The sequence below is a fragment of the Pustulibacterium marinum genome (assembly GCF_900116665.1).
GTDB classification, from domain to species: domain Bacteria; phylum Bacteroidota; class Bacteroidia; order Flavobacteriales; family Flavobacteriaceae; genus Pustulibacterium; species Pustulibacterium marinum.
The window spans coordinates 119,258-141,060 of record NZ_FPBK01000004.1; the positions used below are offsets into that span (position 1 = coordinate 119,258).

17 protein-coding genes are annotated in these 21,803 nt (G+C 34.1%); 4 read left to right on the forward strand and 13 right to left on the reverse strand.

The window, feature by feature from the left end:
* Nucleotides 1–25 precede the first annotated feature (25 nt).
* Nucleotides 26–1,144 carry a C1 family peptidase gene (locus BM383_RS07875; RefSeq protein ID WP_093024578.1) on the forward strand — a complete coding sequence of 373 codons (1,119 nt, stop codon included), beginning with the start codon at nt 26–28 and terminating at the stop codon, nt 1,142–1,144.
* 107 nt (nt 1,145–1,251) lie between these two features.
* On the opposite strand, the gene BM383_RS07880 is transcribed toward BM383_RS07875, so the two are convergent.
* Nucleotides 1,252–2,088, reverse strand: coding sequence for a glycerophosphodiester phosphodiesterase family protein (locus BM383_RS07880; protein WP_093024579.1), 837 nt, complete (start codon nt 2,086–2,088; stop codon nt 1,252–1,254).
* Nucleotides 2,089–2,145: 57 nt separating this feature from the next.
* Entirely contained in the window at nt 2,146–2,979 is an 834-nt protein-coding gene (locus BM383_RS07885) for a CvfB family protein (RefSeq protein ID WP_093024580.1), read from the reverse strand.
* A gap of 205 nt (nt 2,980–3,184) precedes the next feature.
* On the opposite strand from BM383_RS07885, the gene BM383_RS07890 reads away from it, so the two are divergent.
* Entirely contained in the window at nt 3,185–3,601 is a 417-nt protein-coding gene (locus BM383_RS07890; protein WP_093024581.1) for a hypothetical protein, read from the forward strand.
* On the opposite strand, the gene menD is transcribed toward BM383_RS07890, so the two are convergent.
* The 6 genes from menD to BM383_RS07920 form a co-directional block, all read right to left on the reverse strand.
* Complete coding sequence (gene menD / locus BM383_RS07895; protein WP_093024582.1) at nt 3,549–5,342, reverse strand: 2-succinyl-5-enolpyruvyl-6-hydroxy-3-cyclohexene-1-carboxylic-acid synthase; 1,794 nt, start codon at nt 5,340–5,342, stop codon at nt 3,549–3,551. The genes BM383_RS07890 and menD overlap by 53 nt on opposite strands.
* A 134-nt stretch (nt 5,343–5,476) precedes the next feature.
* A complete protein-coding gene (locus BM383_RS07900; protein ID WP_093024583.1) occupies nt 5,477–6,223 on the reverse strand; it encodes an SDR family oxidoreductase in 747 nt (248 codons plus the stop codon).
* A 184-nt stretch (nt 6,224–6,407) separates the two neighbouring features.
* A complete protein-coding gene (locus BM383_RS07905) occupies nt 6,408–7,292 on the reverse strand; it encodes a carbohydrate kinase family protein (RefSeq protein WP_093024584.1) in 885 nt (294 codons plus the stop codon).
* A 7-nt stretch (nt 7,293–7,299) separates the two neighbouring features.
* The gene (locus BM383_RS07910; protein WP_093024585.1) at nt 7,300–8,910 is read right to left on the reverse strand and encodes a glycoside hydrolase family 32 protein; all 1,611 of its coding nucleotides are present in this window, start codon (nt 8,908–8,910) and stop codon (nt 7,300–7,302) included.
* Entirely contained in the window at nt 8,910–10,265 is a 1,356-nt protein-coding gene (locus BM383_RS07915; RefSeq protein WP_093024586.1) for a sugar porter family MFS transporter, read from the reverse strand. The genes BM383_RS07910 and BM383_RS07915 overlap by 1 nt, the downstream gene beginning before the upstream one ends.
* A 213-nt stretch (nt 10,266–10,478) precedes the next feature.
* Nucleotides 10,479–13,208, reverse strand: coding sequence for a substrate-binding domain-containing protein (locus BM383_RS07920; RefSeq protein WP_093024587.1), 2,730 nt, complete (start codon nt 13,206–13,208; stop codon nt 10,479–10,481).
* Nucleotides 13,209–13,323: 115 nt separating this feature from the next.
* On the opposite strand from BM383_RS07920, the gene BM383_RS07925 reads away from it, so the two are divergent.
* Entirely contained in the window at nt 13,324–13,758 is a 435-nt protein-coding gene (locus tag BM383_RS07925) for a hypothetical protein (RefSeq protein ID WP_093024588.1), read from the forward strand.
* Between the two features lie 54 nt (nt 13,759–13,812).
* Here the strand turns inward: BM383_RS07925 and BM383_RS07930 are convergent, their stop codons facing one another.
* The gene (locus BM383_RS07930; RefSeq protein WP_245766551.1) at nt 13,813–14,859 is read right to left on the reverse strand and encodes a glycoside hydrolase family 43 protein; all 1,047 of its coding nucleotides are present in this window, start codon (nt 14,857–14,859) and stop codon (nt 13,813–13,815) included.
* Between the two features lie 99 nt (nt 14,860–14,958).
* Between BM383_RS07930 and BM383_RS07935 the strand changes: the two genes are divergently transcribed.
* Nucleotides 14,959–15,516 (forward strand): hypothetical protein, encoded by a 558-nt coding sequence (locus tag BM383_RS07935; protein ID WP_143106369.1) that lies wholly within the window; start codon nt 14,959–14,961, stop codon nt 15,514–15,516.
* Nucleotides 15,517–15,564: 48 nt separating this feature from the next.
* Here the strand turns inward: BM383_RS07935 and BM383_RS07940 are convergent, their stop codons facing one another.
* From BM383_RS07940 to BM383_RS07955, 4 genes are read right to left on the reverse strand one after another with little or no spacing between them, the layout of a single operon-like run.
* On the reverse strand, nt 15,565–16,875 hold the full coding sequence (locus BM383_RS07940) for a TolC family protein (protein ID WP_093024590.1): 1,311 nt from the start codon (nt 16,873–16,875) through the stop codon (nt 15,565–15,567).
* Nucleotides 16,876–16,878: 3 nt separating this feature from the next.
* Nucleotides 16,879–19,992, reverse strand: coding sequence for an efflux RND transporter permease subunit (locus BM383_RS07945; protein WP_093024591.1), 3,114 nt, complete (start codon nt 19,990–19,992; stop codon nt 16,879–16,881).
* 27 nt (nt 19,993–20,019) lie between these two features.
* Entirely contained in the window at nt 20,020–21,069 is a 1,050-nt protein-coding gene (locus tag BM383_RS07950; RefSeq protein WP_093024592.1) for an efflux RND transporter periplasmic adaptor subunit, read from the reverse strand.
* Between the two features lie 15 nt (nt 21,070–21,084).
* A complete protein-coding gene (locus BM383_RS07955) occupies nt 21,085–21,672 on the reverse strand; it encodes a TetR/AcrR family transcriptional regulator (protein WP_093024593.1) in 588 nt (195 codons plus the stop codon).
* Nucleotides 21,673–21,803: the final 131 nt, after the last annotated feature.

Below are 21,803 nucleotides of genomic sequence, written 5' to 3' on the forward strand. Positions count from 1 at the left end.
ACTGTTCAGTAAAATAAAATACTTCATGAAAAAACTAATCTTTCCTCTATTTCTTTTAGTATCAAGCACTTTTGCTTTTGCTCAGGAATATAAATTTACTCCAGTTGTTGATCTTGACGCTACCGAAGTGAAAAGTCAAGACATTACAGGTACATGTTGGAGCTTTTCTACAACTTCATTTTTAGAGTCTGAAATTATTCGACTTACCGGAAAACACATCGATGTTTCCGAAATGTATAATGTACGCAATACCTATTCTAAAAAAGCGTGGAATTATGTAATGCGACAAGGAAAAGCACAGTTTAGCCAAGGTGGATTGGCGCACGATGTAATCAATTCTGTAAAAGAAAATGGTTTGGTTACCGAAGAAGCTTTTAGTGGTTTGGTCTACGATGAAACCATATATAATCATACCGAATTGGAAACTACCTTGAAAGCTATGTTAGATAATTTTATTACTAATCCGGCCGGAAAATTGTCTCCAAAATGGAAAGCAGCCGTTGAAAATATTTTAAATGTATACCTTGGTGAAAAACCAACCGAATTTACTTTTGAAGGAAAAAAATATACGCCGGAAAGCTTTTTGGAAATGACCAAATTGAACATGGACGATTATGTGACTATAACTTCTTTCACACATCAACCTTATTACAGTTCATTTGTTTTGAACATTCCTGATAATTTTTCGAATGGAAGCATGTATAATGTTCCGTTGAATGATTTTATCAGCGTTATTGACAATGCATTGGATAATGGTTTTACGGTGGAATGGGATACGGATGTTTCTGAACCTACTTTCTCAGCTAAAAATGGAGTTGCATTTATTCCGCAAAACATGGCTGACACCCAAAAAGGATATACCGAAATTGTAACCGAAAAAGAAATTACTCCGGAATTCCGTCAGGAAGAATTTGAGAATTTTGATACCACTGATGACCATTTGATGCACATTGTTGGGAAAGTGAAAGACCAAAACGGAACGGTGTATTACAAAGTAAAAAACTCTTGGGGAACCAACCCAAACCGAGTGGCCAACGGTGGATATATCTACGTAAGCAAAGCGTATATGCAGCTAAAATCTATTTCGGTTTTGGTCCATAAAGATGCTTTACCAAAAAGCTTGAAGAAAAAACTTTCTTTATAAAATATTAGTTTGTCTATTGGGTGAAGTCGGAAGCTTGTTGAATTTGAACTTCGATAAGTTTTCGACTCCGCTCAAACGGACAATAGTTTCTTCTACAAACAGTGTTTTTAGTTTTCTTCCAAATATTCCAATAATTCTATTGGATAATCTGTTTGAATAACATCTACTCCTTTTGGTAGTAAAGTTTCAAAATTAATATTCTCTTCAACACCATCTTCATCCAATTCAACCAAAACATTGCTCCAAACCCGAATTCCCTTAGCATGCATTTTTGCTACAAGTGCTTCGCTATAAAAAGAAGCATCAATGTGAATCACATGAATATCATTTCGTTTTAAAAGTGTTGCTACATCTTTTGCTGAATGCGCTCTAGGCATTACCAAAATCTCCGAATCAAAGGCATGTATAGCGTCTATCAACTCATAATCATCATACACATAAAATAGTACTTGCTTAGCAACACCAACCTCTTTGATGGTTTGCAAAGCTTTTTTTAAAGAGCATTCAGAATTTGGTTTGAAATCTATATCTATTAAAATTTCATTTTTGGCAAGCTCTAAAGCTTCTTTAAAACTCAATACCTTTTCATTTGTTATGGAATCGTGATGCAACAAGTTCAATTGCTGAACTGAAGCCAACGAATGCTTTTTTACTTTTCCTTTTCCGGTGGTAGTTCTGTTCAAACGTTTGTCGTGCAAGACCACTAAATTTCCGTCTTTTGTTTCCCTTACGTCTAATTCTAGTATTGGAATTTTATCATTAATGGTAGCTTTTATAGAAGTACTCGAATTTTCAGGATACTGTTGATGTAAACCACGGTGCGCAACAACCAATGGTACTTTTCCTTCTAGAAAAATAATTCGGAAAGAATCTGCTCTTTCTTGCGCATTCACAGTTGCCAAAAACGCATAGAAACACAGCAAAATACTCAAAATTGATTTCATGCTAAAGATTTACGAGAAGATACAAAAAAGCCAATCTGTATAAGATTGGCTTTGCTATTATTTTATCAAATGAATTCCGTTTGGTTCAATTTTTATTTGTCGGTTTTTGTACAAACTCCCCACCGCTTTTTTGAATGACTTTTTACTCATTCCTAAAATGGCTTCTATATCTTCTGGTGAACTTTTATCATGCAAAGCCACAAAACCTTTATTTCTATTTAAAAACTCAAGAATTTTTGCAGCCGTAGGTTCTATATTTCTATAACCGATTTGTTGAAAAGAAACATCTATTTTATGATCATCTCTAATTTTTTTGATAATTCCTTTTCTTCTTTCTCCGAGTTTTACATCTTCAAAAATCTCATTGTTATAAACAAGCCCTTTATGTTTTGCATTGATGATTACTTCGATTCCTAGGTCGGTATAACGAGAGACCACACATTCAACTTCATCAAACTGATTTACAGTTAATTCATCATTCGATATAAAGTTTTTGGTTTTGCTAGATCCAACTAATCTGTCGGTTTGTTCATCTAAATACAAATGCACCAAATACCACTTACCAGCTTCCATTTTTCTAGCTTGTTCACGGAACGGAACAAACAAGTGCTTCTCTAATCCCCAATCTACAAAAGCACCAATATCATTGACTTCTACAGCTTTTAACAGTGCAAAATCATTTAAGTAAATAAATGGTTCTAATGTAGTTGCAATAGGTCTTTCTTCATGATCTAGATATACAAAAACTCTAATTTCATCGCCAATCTCAAAAGTATCTGGTACATACTTATTAGGTAATAAAATATCATTGCCTTTATCGTCTCCCAAAAACAATCCTACGGATGTTTCTCTTAAAATTTCTAAATTATGAAATTCGCCTATTGCTATCATGCTGTTTTTTATTTTATGCAAAAGTAATTGAATCTGATGACTATCCCGAAAAAAGATTTTTTTCTAGTGAAAAACCTATCCTGCTTTTACACTTTGTCGGTACAATTTTCCTATGAACGAAAATTTACATGTAAGACTTTGATACTGTAAACCGTATGTTACATTTGTAAGCATTAGCTAATCCCTTACACCCCTTTTATAAGCTATGATGAACAACGTGGTAACAAAAAGTAATGGAGTATTTATAAAAAAACATACCACAACACATGGTACGTTTTATTTCTTCGATAACTATGTGATCACTGAGTTTAATGAAGGCATAACTGTTACATTTGATACATGTAAAGAGTTATGCTTTCTTTTTAATAAATATTACGGTGAACATACGCCTTTTGGTGTTATCTCTAATAGAAAATTTTCTTACAGTGTATTTCCTACAGACTATTTAGTTCTTCAGTCCATGTTGTTTAATCTCAAAGCAATTGCTGTAATCAGCATACATCGTTCTTCATTTGATTTTGAAGGATCATATATTGAAAAAATCATTTGCCCAAGACCCTATGCTATTTTCAACGAATTGACCAATGCTCGCTCTTGGTTATTTCAAGAGATTTATGCTTGAGGAATTTGAAATAATTCAATAAAATTTCATCATTCTGAAGTCTGGGAGTAAATACTTCTAAGATTACTGGTTTTGTTCTTTCTGAAATTGATTCGTAATGAACAGCTAATAATTTTGAAAACCGATCTAAATCTGAACAATTACTATACTCAAACCCAAACATTTCTGCTAATTGCTCCCCGGTTTTATGATGAATGGTTTCAAAAAATGTATCAAACTCAGGTGTATTTTTATCTCCCGGTAAAATTCTAAATATTCCGCCGCCACCGTTATTTACTAAAATGATGGTAAAATCTTTCGGGATGTAGTTATTCCAAAGTCCGTTACTATCATACAGAAAACTAAGATCTCCTGTAACTAGCGTTACCGGTTTTTGACTAATTTGAGAAGCACCAACAGCTGTTGAAGTACTTCCATCTATTCCACTGGTTCCTCTATTACAGAATATTTCCCAAGTTACATCCATCTCAAACAATTGATTGTAACGAATTGCAGAACTGTTACTAATTTGCAATTGCATGTGCTCAGGTAGTTGTTGGTAGAGTTGATTAAATACCAAAAAATCTGAATATCCTATTTCCTTTAAATAAGCTTCATGTGCAGTTCTTCTATTATCTTGAATTTCTAACCAATGTTGCTGATAAGTACTCTCTACATTTTGTAATTGGTTTGAAACTAAATCAAAAAACGAATTGATACGTAACTTAAAATGACTTGTCAAACAAAAGAAAGTATTATAAGCCTTCTTTTCATTTACATGAAAATGCTTTTTCGGTTTATAGGTTCTTAAAAATGCTTTGATCTTTTTGGATACTACCAATCCACCAAAGGTCAACAATATATCTGGTTGTAATGCTTTTAGTTCTTCTTCATCCTTTTCAACAGGAGCTAAAATTTTATCAATTCCCGGAAAGAAATTTTCATGATGTAAATTTGAAGTAGTCTCTGTAAACACTAAAACAGACGGATCTTTTGCTAATAATTCAACATAGTTTGCTTCCAAACTGTTTGGAGCCAAAACCCCAACTAAAACCATCTTTTTCTTAGCTGAATTCCAATTTTTTATAAAAACATCCACTTCATCATGATTTATAATTTCCTGAGGATGTGGAGTTGGATACTCTTTTACAGAAACGGTTGGCGCCTCCAAAGTTTGATATAGAGGCTCTTCAAAAGGTGCATTAATGTGCACAGGACCTTTCTCTAAAATTGCAGTGTGAATGGCTTTTGCTATTTCCTGTTCGTTAAAATTCTGATTTACTTCGGATGAATTTATAATGGGTAGCGATTGATGCTTCCCATCTCCCGAAATATTTAATTCAAAAGGAATATCTAATTTTAAATTCGCTGAATATAAAATGTGGTTTGCAAAGACATTTTCTTGTCTAATGGTTTGTCCATCACCTATATCTATTTTATGTGGAGGTCTGTCTGCAGTAAGAACAATTAACGGGATATCACTATAAAATGCTTCTGAAATAGCAGGATAATAATTTAACAAAGCAGAACCGCTACTACACACCAACACAGTAGGTGTTTGATTTTGTTGTGCCATTCCTAAAGCAAAAAAAGCAGCCGATCGCTCATCAACTATACTATAACAATTGAAAAAATCATCATGTGAAAATCCAATAGTTAAAGGAGCATTTCTACTTCCTGGAGAAATCACAATATTTTTAAGTTGATGCGCTTTTAAAAGCTGAAGAATGGTTTGCGCTAGCGGAATAGCAGGATATATCATGAAATGAATGATTCTGAATAATTACTTTGCAAAATTACGAAATGTATAAGAATTTTGAAGTTAACAAGTCTTAAAATAAAAAAGCACTCAATTGAGTGCTTTTTGCAAATTATAAAATATTAATACTAAATAATTTATGCGTTACCATAAAGGTTAGATTCTCCTCCATCAATAGCGATAATTTGCCCATTTACATAGGTACACGCATCACTTAACAAGAAAGAAACTAGTTCTCCTACCTCTTCTGGTTTTCCTAATCTTCTGGTAGGGTTTCTACTAGCATATTGAGCTTCTGCCGCCGCAGGATCTTCCGGGTTTACTTGTTTAAAAGCTTCTGCAACCATTGGCGTTAAAATTGCCCCCGGAGCAATAGCGTTGGTAATAATTCCATCTTTACCATATTCTATTGCTGCATTTTTTGTAATACCTGCAACAGCGTGCTTGGTAGCAACATAAGCTGTTTGATTCACTACTCCGCGAATACCTCCAACAGAAGCTACGTTTACAATATTTCCTTTTCCTTGCTTCTGCATAATAGGAATAATGTATTTCAATCCGTAATAAACTCCCATTAAGTTGATGTCAACAACTTTTTTGAACACTTCAAGGTCATACTCCACCATTGATGCTTGTTTACCTTCGATACCTGCGTTATTGTAAAATCCATCAATTGAACCAAACTTTTCAACGGTTTGATCAACGTAATTTTTCACTTGCGCTTCATTAGAAACATCTGCTTTTACTGCTAATATTTCTATGTTTTCATTAAGCTTTGCTAACTCTTCTTTTGCTTTGTCCAAAGCCTTCTCGTTGTAATCTACAATGGTTAGGTTTGCTCCTTTTTTAGCCAAAACTTCGGCAGTAGCATAACCAAGTCCCATAGCCGCACCAGTTATAATATAGTGCTATTTTCAAATGTACTCATGATTTATATATATTAATTTACCATAAATTCACAACTTAAATAGTCATCTTTACTTTAAGATTTCGTTATTTAACAAGAATTTAGGTCATAAAAAAAGCGACACCATATTGATGTCGCTTTTCACTAAGAATCTTAATTGCTTATTTTTGAAGCATTTCATAGATTTCATGAGAATGAATCACCGGATTTGCACCTCTTTTAGAAGTTACCAAACTTCCTACAGCACAAGCTACATCAAGCGAATCTTGAGGAGGTGTTTGAGTTTTCAGATTGTGTATTAAAGTAGCCAAGAACGAATCTCCGGCTCCAACAGTATCTGCAACTTTAACTGCATAGCCATTATTTCTAAAAAATTGATTATCATGCCAAAGTACTGCTCCATCTTTTCCTAGCGTAACACAGATGGTTTTAGCACCGGTTTTTTCAGCTACAAATTCTATTTCTTCACTCAAATCTGTTGATGAAAAATGCATTTCCGCCGTAAATTCTTCAATTTCTTCCTGGTTGAATTTGATAAGATCTGCTGACTTCATTAAGTCTAAAACAGTATCATCATCATAATGTGGAGGTCTTAAATTCACATCAAAAACATTGAATGAACTTTCTCCCAATAATTTGAAGAGTGTCCTTTTAGACACATGATCTCTACAAGCTAAACTTCCATATAAGAATACATCACATGATTTCACAAGTTGAATCATTGCATCAGAAACTTCAATTTTATCCCAAGCTGAAGGATAATTAATGGTATAAGAAGCCGTATTGCGCTCATCTAAATGAACTTGTACCAATCCTGTTGGATAATCTACAGTAGTTATGCCTTCTGTATTTATGTGATTCTCTTTTAAATATTGAATCAAATTAGCTCCGTCCTCATCTTCTCCAATACTACTGATCATAGAAACTTGATGACCAAAGGAATTCATGCGAAGTGCTACATTTAGCGGCGCTCCCCCAACTATTTTTCTACCGTCAAATACATCGTAGAGAATTTCGCCAAAACTTACAAAATTTAATTTATGCATACAGTTTCTAATTTTTATTAAAACTAAGTGGATTTATGGTTATATCTTCTACAGAATAACTAGAATTTGTTTTCAAAGCATTGAAATTACTCACAGGTTTATTGAAAAAGAATATCTCTGTCATAACGGTTTCACCATGATCGTAGAAAATTTCCATGGATGTTTTGTCCAAAACTATAGTTACGGCTAAATAGGTTTCTTTAGATGTTCTTGGACCTGTAGAAACATGATTTCCAAAATCTTTATTGAAATCTATTTTCCCTGCTTTAGATCTATCTATATAAAACCGATGAGTCTTTGCTTTGTATCCAAAAATAATGGAATCTCCCACCGTATTGCTAAAGGAAAACGCTACATCTTTTTCTTCAAAATCTGGTATTTTAAATTTAATCACAGCCTTTTCTAAACTAGCATCCGTTGTATCTACGATGCTTACGTTTTTATCAACAACTACTGAGGATTTTTCTATTTTGGTATCCTTGTAATCATCTAATTCTTTTACTGGTTTAGAGAAAATTCGATAGGTATCTTCTGTCTTTTTCAAATGAAGACTACGAGCTACTGTCATTGCGTTTCGCCAAGTTTCAGTAGGAACTTCTTGTGCGTACAACCAGTTGGACATCCAACCGATAAATAATTTTCTTCCATCTTCATCTGGAATATTACTCCAGGTAACTCCGGCATAATTGTCTTTTCCGTAATCAATCCAATAGGTGTGATCTTCTGGTAAATTTTTCATTTGTTCAATTGGCGTGAAGGTTTTACCATCAAAATCTCCAATAAAATAAGGAGTTCCAGATCCACCATTATATCCTCCCGGATTTAAACTTTGAATTAATACCCACTTTATGTCATTACTTCCTTCAACCTGCATTGGAAAGAAATCGGGACACTCCCATACACCATCGTGTTTCCCGATTCCTAATCCAAATTCTGATTGTTTTGACCAATCTATTAAGTTGGAGGATGTATATATATACGTTCTGTCTAATACTGCTAAGACCATAACCCATTGATTATGGATCTCGTCCCGAAACATTTTAGGGTCTCTAAAATCTTTAATTCCAGGATTTTTAATTACAGGGTTATTCTTGTATTTGGTCCATGTTTTTCCTTCATCTAAACTGTATGCCAACGCCTGACTTTGATAATCTACGGCTCCTTCTTTTTCTTTTATAGCATCATGATATGTAAACATAGCTACTACCGGTGTTTCACCATTTTTAGCAAATCCTGAGGTATTGTTGATATCAACTACAGCACTACCGGAAAATATATAGCCTTTTTCATCTGGGAAAAGTGCAATAGGTTGCTCTTCCCAGGTTACCATATCTTTACTGGTAGCATGTCCCCAATGCATTGGTCCCCAAACATTTCCTTCTGGATAGTATTGAAAAAATAGATGATATGTTCCGTTCAAATAGAAAAGACCATTTGGATCATTCATCCAATGTGCCTTTGGAGTAAAGTGAAAATTAGGTCTGTACATGGCATCCTTATTGGTTTCCATGGCCACTTCTTCTTTAGAATTTTCTTCTACTTTTTTGGATGTTTCACAGCTAATCATTGCGAGTAAAAGCATCATCAATACGCCTAAATATTTTTTACTATTTATCATTATGAAATTGTTTGTTCATCTATATTAATTGTTTCATTCCCTTTAAAAGTAAGCTCCTTACTTAATTCTTCCAATGATTTTCCTTTGGTTTCGGGCATCATGAAAATGGCGAAGATCAACTGTAAAACCATCATAAAGGCGAAAATTGCAAAAACCCATGCCGCTCCAATTGTTGAGAACAAAAACGGAACCATTGATGGAATCACCGCAGCCAGCACCCAATGTGTGGAACACCCGAATGCTTGTCCTGAGGCGCGCAAATGATTGGGAAATATTTCTGAGATAAATACCCAAATAATAGCTCCTTGACCAATTGCGTGCGATGCTATAAACAGGAAAAAGAAGATAGGAACCCACATATTTTGCCATTCATTGAAAAAAGCTATTGAAACCAAACTTAAAGAAATTATGTAGCCTATTGATCCTATGATCAATAATTGTTTTCTACCCGCTTTATCAATCAAATTTACTCCAATCAATGTAAAAATGAGATTCACCACTCCAACTCCAATACTGGCCAAGAATTTTGTATCCTCACCCAAACCGGCAATTTCAAAAATTCTTGGTGCATAATAAAGGAATGCATTGATCCCAGAAAACTGATTAAAAAATGCTATGAGAAATGCTAATATCAGGGGAAAACGATATTTCTTGATAAAAATAGTTTCATTTGGCTGCTCTGCCTCGTCTGAATCTTTCATTGAAGAAATTTCAGTATTGACATCTGCTTCCGGATTAATTTTTTGAAGAACTTGTTTTGCTTCTTCCAATTTATTGTTAGCAATCAACCATCTTGGACTTTTTGGTAAGCTAAATGTAAAGCCGAAATAAATAATTGCTGGAATAGCCTCTACTCCTATCATCCAACGCCAAGGTTCATTACCAAAATCCTTAAGGAGTAAATTGGAAACATATGCTATCAAAATACCAAATACAATATTGAATTGATACAAGGCTACCAATCTACCTCTATTTTCTGCCGAACTAATTTCTGAAATGTATGCAGGCGCCGCGATTGTAGAAGCTCCAACTCCTAAACCACCTATGAAGCGTAAAACCGCAAAAGTATATGGATCAAAAGCCAAAGCAGAACCCAAAGCCGAAACAAAATAGAATACACCAATCACCATTAAAGTATTTCTTCTTCCCCATTTATTGGTTGGGATTCCTCCAAAAATGGCTCCTAAAACCGTTCCCCATAACGCACTTGCCATAACTACACTTCCATGAAAACCATCAGATGTATTCCAAAGATTTTGCAGTTGTTCATCTGCACCAGATATAACAACGGTATCAAAACCAAAAAGAAATCCTGCTAAAGCTGCCGTTATAGACCAAATTATAAACTTGTTCATCTACATAAATTTTATAACAAGACTAAAATATATGTTACCGATAACGTTTTCATACAGCCATGATACAATTTATATTGGAGTTTTCATCACAGGCATCTCAAACAAACAAAGACACTTAAGATTAGCTAGTTACAACAATTCAAATTAATAGATCTACAACGAAATAGTTTTATTATGTTACATTGTTTTAAAATATGTAACATTATTTCTAGTTTAATTACTCTTATAATCAGAAGGTGAAATTTTAAATTTATTCTTAAACAGGGTGGAAAAGTAATTTGGTGATGAAAAACCAACTGAATATGCAATTTCAGAAATTGACAATTTACCATCTTGTAATAACAGTTTTGCTTTCTGTAGTCTTACTTCGTTTATGTGTTCACTTACACTTACTCCTAAAATGGCTTTTACTTTTCGGTATAATTGAACTCGCGAAATGTTCATTTTATCTGCCAATTTTTCAACTGTAAACTGAGCATCGGTCATTTCCGTTTCAATAATTTCATTCAGTTTCAACAAGAAATTCTGTTCAGGTTGATGGAATTTTTCCGGAGTTATTTCATCTATAGAATTTGTATAGTGAAAACGCAATCTTTCTCTATTGTATAAAACATTTTGAATAGATTGCAATAACACATCAAAACTAAATGGCTTGGTTATATATAAATCCACACCACTCTCTAAGCCTTTGATTCTACTATATTCATCTGATAGCGCTGTAAGCATGACGATAGGAATATGTGAAGTCCTGAGGTCTGATTTTAAAGTTTTGCTAATGGTAAAACCATCTTTCTCTACTAAATTGATATCACAAATGATCATATCCGGAATTTGGGTAGTTGCTATATCCGTAGCATCACTTCCGTCAGAAGTAAATATTTGAAAGCTATTTTGCAATTTTCCTCTTAAAAATTGAATAAGTTCAGGATTATCCTCTATGATTAAAATGGAATTTTCTAGAGCATCATTTTCCTTCGACGAAACGGTATTTATTTCAACTGGCAATAAAGGATTAAAAACTGTTTCTTTATCAAGATCTCCTGATGCTTGTACATCATCTTCGGAAAAATGATCCGTTCCTTGCTTCAGAAAAATACTAAAAATTGTTCCTTTGGAAGAAGTAGCCGTAATAGTTCCACTGTGTAGTTCTACAAACTGCTTTGCGACATACAAGCCAATACCCGAACTCGGTCTAGAGTTGTTGGAAGCCTGATAGAATGGCTCAAAAATGTGTTGTATTTCTTCATTTGGAATTCCTATCCCGGAATCACTCACCGTAATTTCTACAGTATTATTTTCATTTTCAATAATTCTAATTTTTATAGTTCCATTATTGGGCGTAAATTTTAATCCGTTTGAAAGTAAATTGAAAAAAACTTTGTCCATCAACTCAGTATCTATAAAAAGCGGAACATGTTTTTTTCTACTTTTAAAATCGATATTGATATTTCTTCGAGCCGCTTCTGGTTTAAAATATGCTATTACTCCTTTCAGAAAATCATAAATATTTACTTCCCTTACTTTAATCGCAAATCGTTGATCTTCAATTTTTCTAAAATCTAATAATTGATCTATCAATCTTTTTAAACGATTCGAATTATTATAGATTAGTTTTAACTCGTTATTCTCAAGTTTCTTATTGTTTTCTAATTGATGTAATAAACTTTCTGTATAACTCATGATCAACGTTAAAGGCGTTTTGAATTCATGAGAAATTCCGGTAAAAAAATTTAATCGTGCTTCATGGGTTTCTCTTAACTCATTGGCTATTTTTTTGATTTCGTCTCGCTGAGCAATCACTGTTTTATTCGTATTCTCCAATTCTTTTCGCTTTCTAGCGATGGAAATACCGGAATAAATACTGTAGACTGCCAAACCAAAAATTACAATCAACAGCGCCAACAAGATTTTTAACAACATGTTCAGCGATGTATATTTTTCTTGTTGTTCTTTGAGAAATGATTGCTGAGTTTCGATAATTCCTTGTTGTTGATCAACCCGATCCATTTGGTGTTTCAGGATATTCGCATTGATGTTATTCACCACAATGGTGTTTAACATTTTATGATTTTCCACAGGAATTTCATTCACCAAATCTAGTGCGAGTTGCAAAGCATCGTTCCCTCCTGTTGGGTACAATATAGAAGCTTGTAAAACTCCTTTTTGAACCAGTGCAACCCCACCATCTGGAGTGTTTAATCCATCTACGCCAATAAATTTCAGTTTGTCTTCTACTCCAAGTTTTCTTGCTTCTTGCCAAGCGCCGTAAGCCATTCTATCGTTATGGGCAAAAACAAATTCTATATCATCATGATTCTTTAAATAATTTTTAAAGCTCTCTGTTATAGACTCTTTTTCCCAATCACCTTCTATAGATTTCACTAATTGTAACTTTGGATATTTTGTCAATCCTTGTAAAAAACCCAAACTACGTTCTTGAGCCGGAGATGAAGACTTTAACCCTGTTAACTCTATTATTTTTCCGGTACCAGTTTGATGTGTTCCTGCATAAGCCGCTGCTTCTCGTCCTACGGTAATATTATCTGCACCCACATACGCATCAAAAAACTCACCTTCTGTTTTACGATCGATTGCAATTACTGGAATGCCATGTTCCTTAGCCTTTTTCACAACAGCTGTTAAAGGTTTAGATGCTATAGGCGAAACAATCAAAACATCTATACCTTTTTTTATAAATGTTTCAATATCATTTATTTGTTTATCTACATCGTTTTCAGCATCCAAAATTTCAAGATCCACTTCCGGATGTAAGGAAGCCTCCACTTTCATGGTATAGTTCATCTGCAAGCGCCAATCATCTGTAGTCATTGCCTGTGAAAATCCGATTTTAATTTTCTTTTCATCGTCATTTGTATCACAAGAAATGAAACACCACAAAAAGCAAAAAATGGTGATCGTATATAATATTCTAAAAAGCTTCATACCCGAACAATTCCTTTATAGCAAGATATTTAAATTATTTAAGAACTGAAGAAAAACTAGTACTAGAAAAATAGAAAGTTTACCTTTGTTAAAGACAAATATTTAAATTTTAGAAATGAAAAAAATAGTATTTCTTTTGATTGCTGCGTTTGGACTTTTGTTTACTTCTTGTGAGGAAAAAGAAAATCCGAAGAAAGCAGAATTCAAACAATTATTAGACCAAACCATGGAAGTACACGATGCCTTAATGGCCGAAATGGGAACCATGAATGACCTTAGAAAATCATTAAAAACTCCGGCTGATTCTACCCAAGTGGCAGCATATGAAAAAGCAGATGCGGAATTGAAAAATGCGCACATGCAAATGATGAAATGGATGAACGATTTTAATGAAGAATTCCCTTATTCAAAAGATCGACTCGAAGGAAAAACAGCTGCAGAAATTGAAGACGCGATTGAAAAAATGAAAATACAAAAAAAGAACGTTGAAAATTTAGAAACCAACATGAAAAGTAGTATTGAAAATGCGAAAGAAGTTCTAGGCAAATAGTTTTTACCGTTTTAAGAAAACAAAAAATCCCCGAATTCTCGGGGATTTTTTGTTTTATGGAATTGGATTACTTTCCACGCCTTCAAAAGTCATTTTTACTGGTTTTATAGTTCCATCTTCGTTGAAATATAATCGATCTATACAAGTTACTCGATGGTCTCTATCTTTATTAGGAATAGGCCTGCGGTGATAAACCATATAATAATCTTCGGAATTTGGTTTGTGAATTACCGAGTTATGCCCCGCTCCTGTTGCAATTTCTTTATCTGATTCTAAAATGGTTCCAACTTTTTTAAATGGTCCAGTAATCTCATCAGCCATTGCATAAGCAACTTTATAACTATCGTCTCCCCAATTTCCTTCAGACCACATAAAATAATACGTGTTATTTCTTTTGAACAAAAAAGGACCTTCCACATAACTCTCTGGCGTAATTTCATGAAACTTTTGCCCATCTTCCCAAGGAATAATCGATGTAAAATCTGAACTCAATTTGCCTATGTTACAATGTCCCCAGCCTCCATAGAATATATAAAATTGTCCGTCATCATCTTGATATACAAATTGATCTATTGGCTGTGCATCATTGTAAAACTCACCAATTAACGGTTTTCCTAAATAATCTTTAAACGGTCCTCCGGGATTGTCTGCCACAGCAATTCCAATACCTCCTGAATGATTTTTAGTATCATTTTCATCCCAAAAAACGCTTCCTTCTCTTTGAATATCATTCGCTCCAAAGAAAAAGAAATATTGATCTTTATTTTTTATCACAGCCGGTGCCCACATGGCTCTGATCGCCCACGCAACTTTAGATGTATCTAAGATTCGTTCATGTTTTGTCCAATGAACTAAATCTTTAGAGGAGAATGCATCAAAATAAACTTGCTCATCAAACTTGGCTGAATATGTAGGGTAAATCCAATATTCATTACCAAAAACAATTCCTTCTGGGTCTGCATACCAATGGTTTGAAATTGGATTTTCACCTTTCTCAATTGGCATATCTTTTGATACAACATTTTCCTTTTTAGGAGATTCTTTACAAGAAATAAACGCAGCTAATAGCAATGTTATGAACCTGATTTTTTGTGTTTTCACGAAATAGCATTTTAAAAGTGACGTTAATATATCAAATAAAATAAAGGTCTCCCCAAAAGACTATCAAAAAAAACTCAACTTGAACTAAACTATCGAACTATGAAAAAAATTGTACTGGTATTGTTCTTCTTTATGACTTGTTTTTTACAAGCACAAGATTTTTCGTTTCATCATTTTGTGTACAAACATGATCTATTTTTTTGGGAAAATGAATATGAAGTTCCTTACAGTAAGGAAGAAATAATTCATCACTTTATAACCTCCGGAATTTTGGATAATATTACCGTAAATGATTCTTTGATAACCGGAACTATTACCGATTTAAACTTAGATTATAAAGGATTTGGAAGTTCTGCTTTTTTTACCAGAGACTATATTACAGATAGTGATTTGCAAGCTTTTGCCGTGATAGAAATAAAACCTTCGGGATATAAAGTGACTTTGAAACGTATTAAATTCAAACAATTTTTGAGTAACGATCAAAAAAAATGCGAACATAGTTTTGCGCTGAAGGATATTGAAGAAGAAGCTTTGAAAGATAATCGCAGTGATTTTAAAAGTTCATTCAAAAAAGATCCCTGTGAAATTATTAATTATTCTTTGGAAAAATACCTGATTATGTATACTCCAGACCCAGAAATGATCACCGAACAATAACTTAAAACGGCTTTCTATATAGAAAGCCGTTTTAAGTTATATAGCATTTTACTGTTCTAACTGATCTGTTCTGAAAAGATATGTCATTTCCATAATTTCAAAATTCGCATAAGCAGTTACAAGAGCAGTAGCAGCCTCTTGCTTGGTTCGTTGAGCATCAAGAAGATCTGTAAGATTATTAAGTCCGCTGTTATAATTATCGCGTTGCACTTTTAAATTTTCTTCTGCAAAAGCTACATTTTCCTGTGCATATTCAATTTGTTTAAAAGCATCTTCTAAATTGTACCAGCTTTGCATTATACCCACTTTTAAGCGATCTTCTACATTTTTCAAATTGTTCTCGGCAATAGATTCTTGCAGTTCTCGCTGTTTGATTTCCTGTTTAGTACTTCCCCACCAATTAGATATTGGAATACTTACGGTTCCAAAAGCTATTGGCTGAATGTCCGTGCTCAAATCTTGGTGAAATGTGCCTAATTTTGTGGCGGAAAAACCTATTGCTATCTGAGGGTATAAATCAGATTTTGCCATTTTGGTTTGCAGTTTTGAAGCTTCAACCGATTTTTGAAGTAACTGATAATTACTATTATTTTCTAAATTTAAATTAGGCTGCTGGTATTTTAATTCTGGTGCAGCAACATGATGAATTGTATCACTGGCGATCAATAAAGTGTCGAAAGGAATTCCTGTATACAAAGCTAAATCTAACAAGGCTAATTTTCGCATATTACTCAACTTGCTTTTTTGCAGCAATAACTCGCTTCGCTTTACTTTCACTTGTAACAATTGATTTTTAGCTATCAAACCTGCTGCCAGTAAATCTTCTTGTTGTTGCAACAGTTCATCTAAATAAGCTTTACTAACAGAAACCACTTTTTGTTGCTCCTGAAGTTGCACTAACTGCCAATATTTTTGTTCGGTATTCAATAGCACTGAATCTATCGACTGATCTGCTCGTATTGTATTTACATATACTTGAATATCGGTCAATTTATTACCTGTTCTCACTTTTCCGCCGGCATAAACTACTTCAGTAGCTACTGCCGTGGCTAAATAGACTTTATCTATATCTTCCGGTAATAAAATAGGAATTGCACTGATAAAATTATTAAAGTTATACATAGCAGTTCCTAATGCCTGAACAGTTGGAAAATAGTTAGAAAGTGCAGCTTTTTTAGAAGCTTCTGCTTGTTGTAAACGAAGATTTCCGTTCTTAATATCATGACTATATGCTAACGCAGCTTTGCGAGCATCTTCTAAACTAAGTTTTTGCTCCTGAGACCAAGCCGAAAAACAAATGCTCAGTACCAATAACAGGCTGAAACAATATTTTCGATTTTTACATTTTAAACTAAACATAAACTACTCTTTTGAAGTTTGAACATATGTTGATTCTGAATTTTCTTCGTCTGCCTTTTTGAAAAACAACCAATACAAAACAGGCAATACAAAAAGCGTTAAAACCATAGAAACCATTAATCCAAAAGCAATCACAGTTCCTAATGGTCCCCATAAAGTAGATCTACTAGCTATCATAGGAATAACGCCTACTGCAGCGGCTGACGATGTTAAGAAAATAGGACGCATTCTTCTTTGTGCTGCATGAATCGCAGCTTCTTTCACTGAATATCCATGAGAAATTCTAATTTCATCTGCAAAATCGATCAGAATAATTCCATTTCTTACTACGATTCCACACAGTGCTAACAACCCTAAAAACGAGGTGAACCCAAACGGATATTGCATTAACAACAATCCTAAAGCGGCTCCAAACAAGCTCAAAGGCATTGTCATAAAACTTAGAAACGCATGTTTAAACGATTTGAAATGCCATACTAAGATCAAGAAAATAATGAGCACACTCATCAATAATGAAATTCCCATAGGTAACAAGTTTTCTTGCTGCATTTCAAACTCACCACCATACCCTACTTCTATGGTATTTGGCATGTTTAAACTGGCAACTTTAGGCTTTAAAATGTCAAGAATTTCATTAGCAACTGCACCTTTTTCGATATCTACTCTAACAGTTAAGCAGCGTTTTCCGTTTCGGCGAACAATCTGTTCCTGATGCCAATTTGGAATCACCTCCGCTACTTGGCGTAAAGGAACTGTACTACCATCTTTAGGCACTATTACTTCCAAAGCTTTAAGATCTGCCACAGTTTGATTGCTGCTTTGTTCTGATTTTATTTTTACATTGATTGCATAATCCTCATCCCATACCTGAGTTGCTGTAAGCCCTTCTTCATGCATAACTACGGTATTGGAAATATCTTCTTTGGTTAAACCTAATCGTCCTGCTTCATTTTGCTTTATTTTTACTCCGATAGTAGATTGCATTTCCCCAAAATTGGTTCGAGACCAAATAGTTTTTGGTGTGCTTCGGGCTAAATCAATGATCTGATTTCCGTATTTTTTTAATTCAGAAATATCGTCTCCAAACAATCGAACTTCAATTTGAGCAGGCTTCGCCACCATGTTCAATTGTTTCATTCTAATGTATGCATTAGGATACATTTCGGAATACTTTTCATCGTATTCACGCAACACCTCTTCTGTAGCATCATCAGAAATTGTTGTTACTAAGATTTGAGCATAATTTTTCTGTGGAAGATTGGGAGCATACACCATATGAAAACGTGGAGAACTAGTGCCAATAAAACTGGTGTAGTGAGCAACTCTTTCATCCTTTGCCAATACTTCTTCAAAACCATCTACTACTTTGGTGGTTTCAACGAGATTACTGCCTTTCGATAAATAAATTTCTACCGCAAATTGATCTCTTTCGATAATAGGAAATAATTCCTGACTTAATAATGAAAACAAGAACACTCCGCCAGCAATTGCTGCTATTCCTAAAATACCCGTTAGTCTATAATGTTTTACAGCTTTTTCAACCGATCTATCAAAAAAGTCTTGTAACCTGTCTAACAACGATTTTTTCTTTTTCTTTTCTTCATCTTTTTTCAATCCTCTTTTAATGAAAATGGTATTGAAAAATGGAACTAACAACACCGAAATGGTTAAAGACAAAAAGAGCGCTATCATAATAGTGTACGGAAATGTACTCAAGAAGTCTCTGGCTACTCCTGTCATAAAGAAAACAAGAGGTAAAAATGTGGCCGAAATAGCTAAAGTTGCTGTGAATACCGATGGAAATAACTCTTGAGCGCTGTGCAAAGCTGCTTTCCAAACAGACTCTCCTTCATCTAATTTTTCAACATGATTATCTATCACTACAATAGGGTCATCTACTACAATACCCAACACCACTATTAAAGCTGCGAGCGTTACGGTATTCAATTCCATACCTAACATGTACATAATGGCTAAGGTAGAAGCAATGGTTATTGGAATAGTAGCCGCTGCTACTGAAGCAACACGAAATGGTAACAAAAACATGGCTACGATAATCACCCCAAATAATGCATATCCAAACTCTTTCATGAAGTGTGAAATGGAATGGTGCACCACTTCGGGCTGATCTGCTATTTTACTAATGTTGATATCACTTGGAAGCGCTTCTCGAAGTTGATCTAAATGCTCATCGATCTCTTTTCCGAACTGCACAATATTGTTTCCCGGAGCCATTTCTAAAGTAATGATCATTGCTTTGGTTCCGTTAGAAGTGATGAAAGAATCTGGAGTATCATATTCTTTCTTAACCGTTGCAATGTCTTTGATCCGGATGGTATTGCCTTCTGGAGTTGTTCTAACAACCTGATCTGCTATATCCGATTCATTCTTAAGAAAAGTATTTACATGAATTGGTTGATCAAACTGTTGCCCTTCTAGGGTTCCGGTAGGATACAAAACGCCTTGCTTTTGTAAACTTTGCATTAAAACTCCCGGACTAATGGCATATTGTGCTAGCTTGTTTTGATCTACACACACGGCTATTTGCTCAGTTAAACCACCATCATGACTAATTTTTGCCATTTGATCGATCTGTCTCAAATTATCTTCGATGTCTTCTACATGACGTTCCAGATCTTTATAAGGTCGGGTTTTAGATTCTACGGCTAAAATCATGGCCGCTGTGCTTCCAAAATCACTATTTACAATAACACCGCGAACTCCTTCTGGCAAATTTTGTTGCTGAAAAACAAACAGTCCTGTTTTTAGTTTGTTCCAAAATTGTTGAGTTTCGTTATAATTAATTCGATTAGCCACTTCAACGTATACATACATCATTCCGTCTTTAGAATACGAGTATGTTTTGGCTTTATCAACTTCGTTATAACTAAATAAATATTTTTCAACTTTAGAAGTTAATTGTGCTTCAACTTCTTCTGAAGTAGCTCCGGGATAAATACCAACAACCAATCCTTGATGAATGGTAAATTCTGGAAACTCATTTCTAGGCATGTTGAACAAACCAAAAATACCAACCGCCACGAAGACAAAAGCCAACGCAAGTGGAAACGCATGGTATTTCATGGCCCATTCTATAAGCGTAGGTTGTTTTTTCATATTATTACTTATGTATAGTGTTGTTGATTATTGAGCTAAAATTACTGGAGTTCCATCTGTCAATTTATGATATCCAGAAGTAATGATTTTATCTTTATTAGAAACTCCGTTGACTATTTCAATTCGGTTATTGAACAATTTACCTAGCGTTACTTTTTTTCTTTGGGCTATATTTTTTTCAGTGTTATAGATATACACATAATTTGTTCCGTCCTCATTCACAGAAACTGTTTCTAACGGAACTGTAATCATAGAAGGCTTTGTTGTCTCTTCATTTAAAACTTGTAACTGAATGGTACACGCCATTCCTGGTTTTATAGTTCGCTCTGGATTTTCAATAGAAATTTGAACATTATAAACCGGATTCATTCTGTTAGAAGCCACTGCTACCTCTTTTACAACACCTTGAAACATTTCATTCTCTAAAGCATCGATCGTAACATTTGCACTATCACCTACTCTATAATGATTGATTTCTTCACTAGGAATAGGTATTACAGCTTTCACTACATCAATATTCATTAACTGAATTACTGGACGACCGGGACTTGCAACATCGCCAACCTCTAACATTTTGTTACCAACATAACCACTAAAAGGCGCTGTTAATCTGGCATGTTTTACATTTTGGTAAACGGCATTTGCTGCTGCAGTAGCTTGCTCATAATTAGACTTTGCTTCGATCATTCTTATCTCGGCAATACTTCCTTTTTCATATACTTCACGAATTCTTTCATAATTCTCCTTTGCTAATTTAGCCTGTGCTGCTCTGGCTTGATATTGACTCTCATAAGCCGTAACATCTACAGTACCTATCAATGAATTTTGAGTCACAAAATCTCCCATGTTCACAGGAAGTGTTTCTACAGTACCCGCAACTTGAAACGTAAGATTTACTAATTTTTCAGCACTAATGGTTCCTGAATATTTCATCCCATTCTCAGCATTCGAAAAGTTGCTTACTGTTGTTGTTTTCACGGAAATTGGCTGTGGCACAACGGTTGTTTTTTCTTCTTTGCAACTCAGTATTCCTACTAACAAAAAGAGTATTAAAAATGATTTTGAAAACTTTTGCATAGCTTGTTTATTATTTTAATGTTGAAGTCCTTTGATTATTAATTGTGTAATCCATTGAAGACGTTTGAGCATATCGTTTTTAATGGTTTCGTATAAAAAGATTTCTCTTTCTATGCTGCTGGTTGCTGTTACAATGGCTAGTGCTAAAAATTCGATATCTGAGGTAGAAACAGGTGTTATTTCTTCTTTTTCAATGGCCCAGAGTAAGCACTCTTCTATCAAAACAATGTCTTCGTTCCTTACGTTCAAATGGATTTTACTAAGAATTGCTTCGTTTTTTTTAATATCAATTAAAATCCTGTCATAGGTAGTTGCCAACTCAATAAGGATTTTAAGTTTTACTTCAGTATAGTGTAATAAATTCTCATTAATAGAATTTGATTTATTGACAGCAGCCTTCGCTTTTGAAATCATCTTATAGTACTCATCGCTTACTACAGCTTCAAACACATCTCCTTTGTTTTTAAAGTAATAATAAAGTGTACTTCTACCCTTGCCTGAAGCTTTTGCTACGTCATCCATAGTTACTTTTTCATATCCCAATTGTTGAAAAACTTTTTTAGATGTTTCGAGTATATGCTCCCTTACTGATTGATCTTTCATTAAAACATAAGTAATTTCTTTAAACAAAATTACTCATTATGTCTAAATTTCGACAAACACCAAGATAATGTTTAATGAATATTTAACATCGAAAGTGATTTATGTTAAAAAAAATTCTCGAATCGGATTAA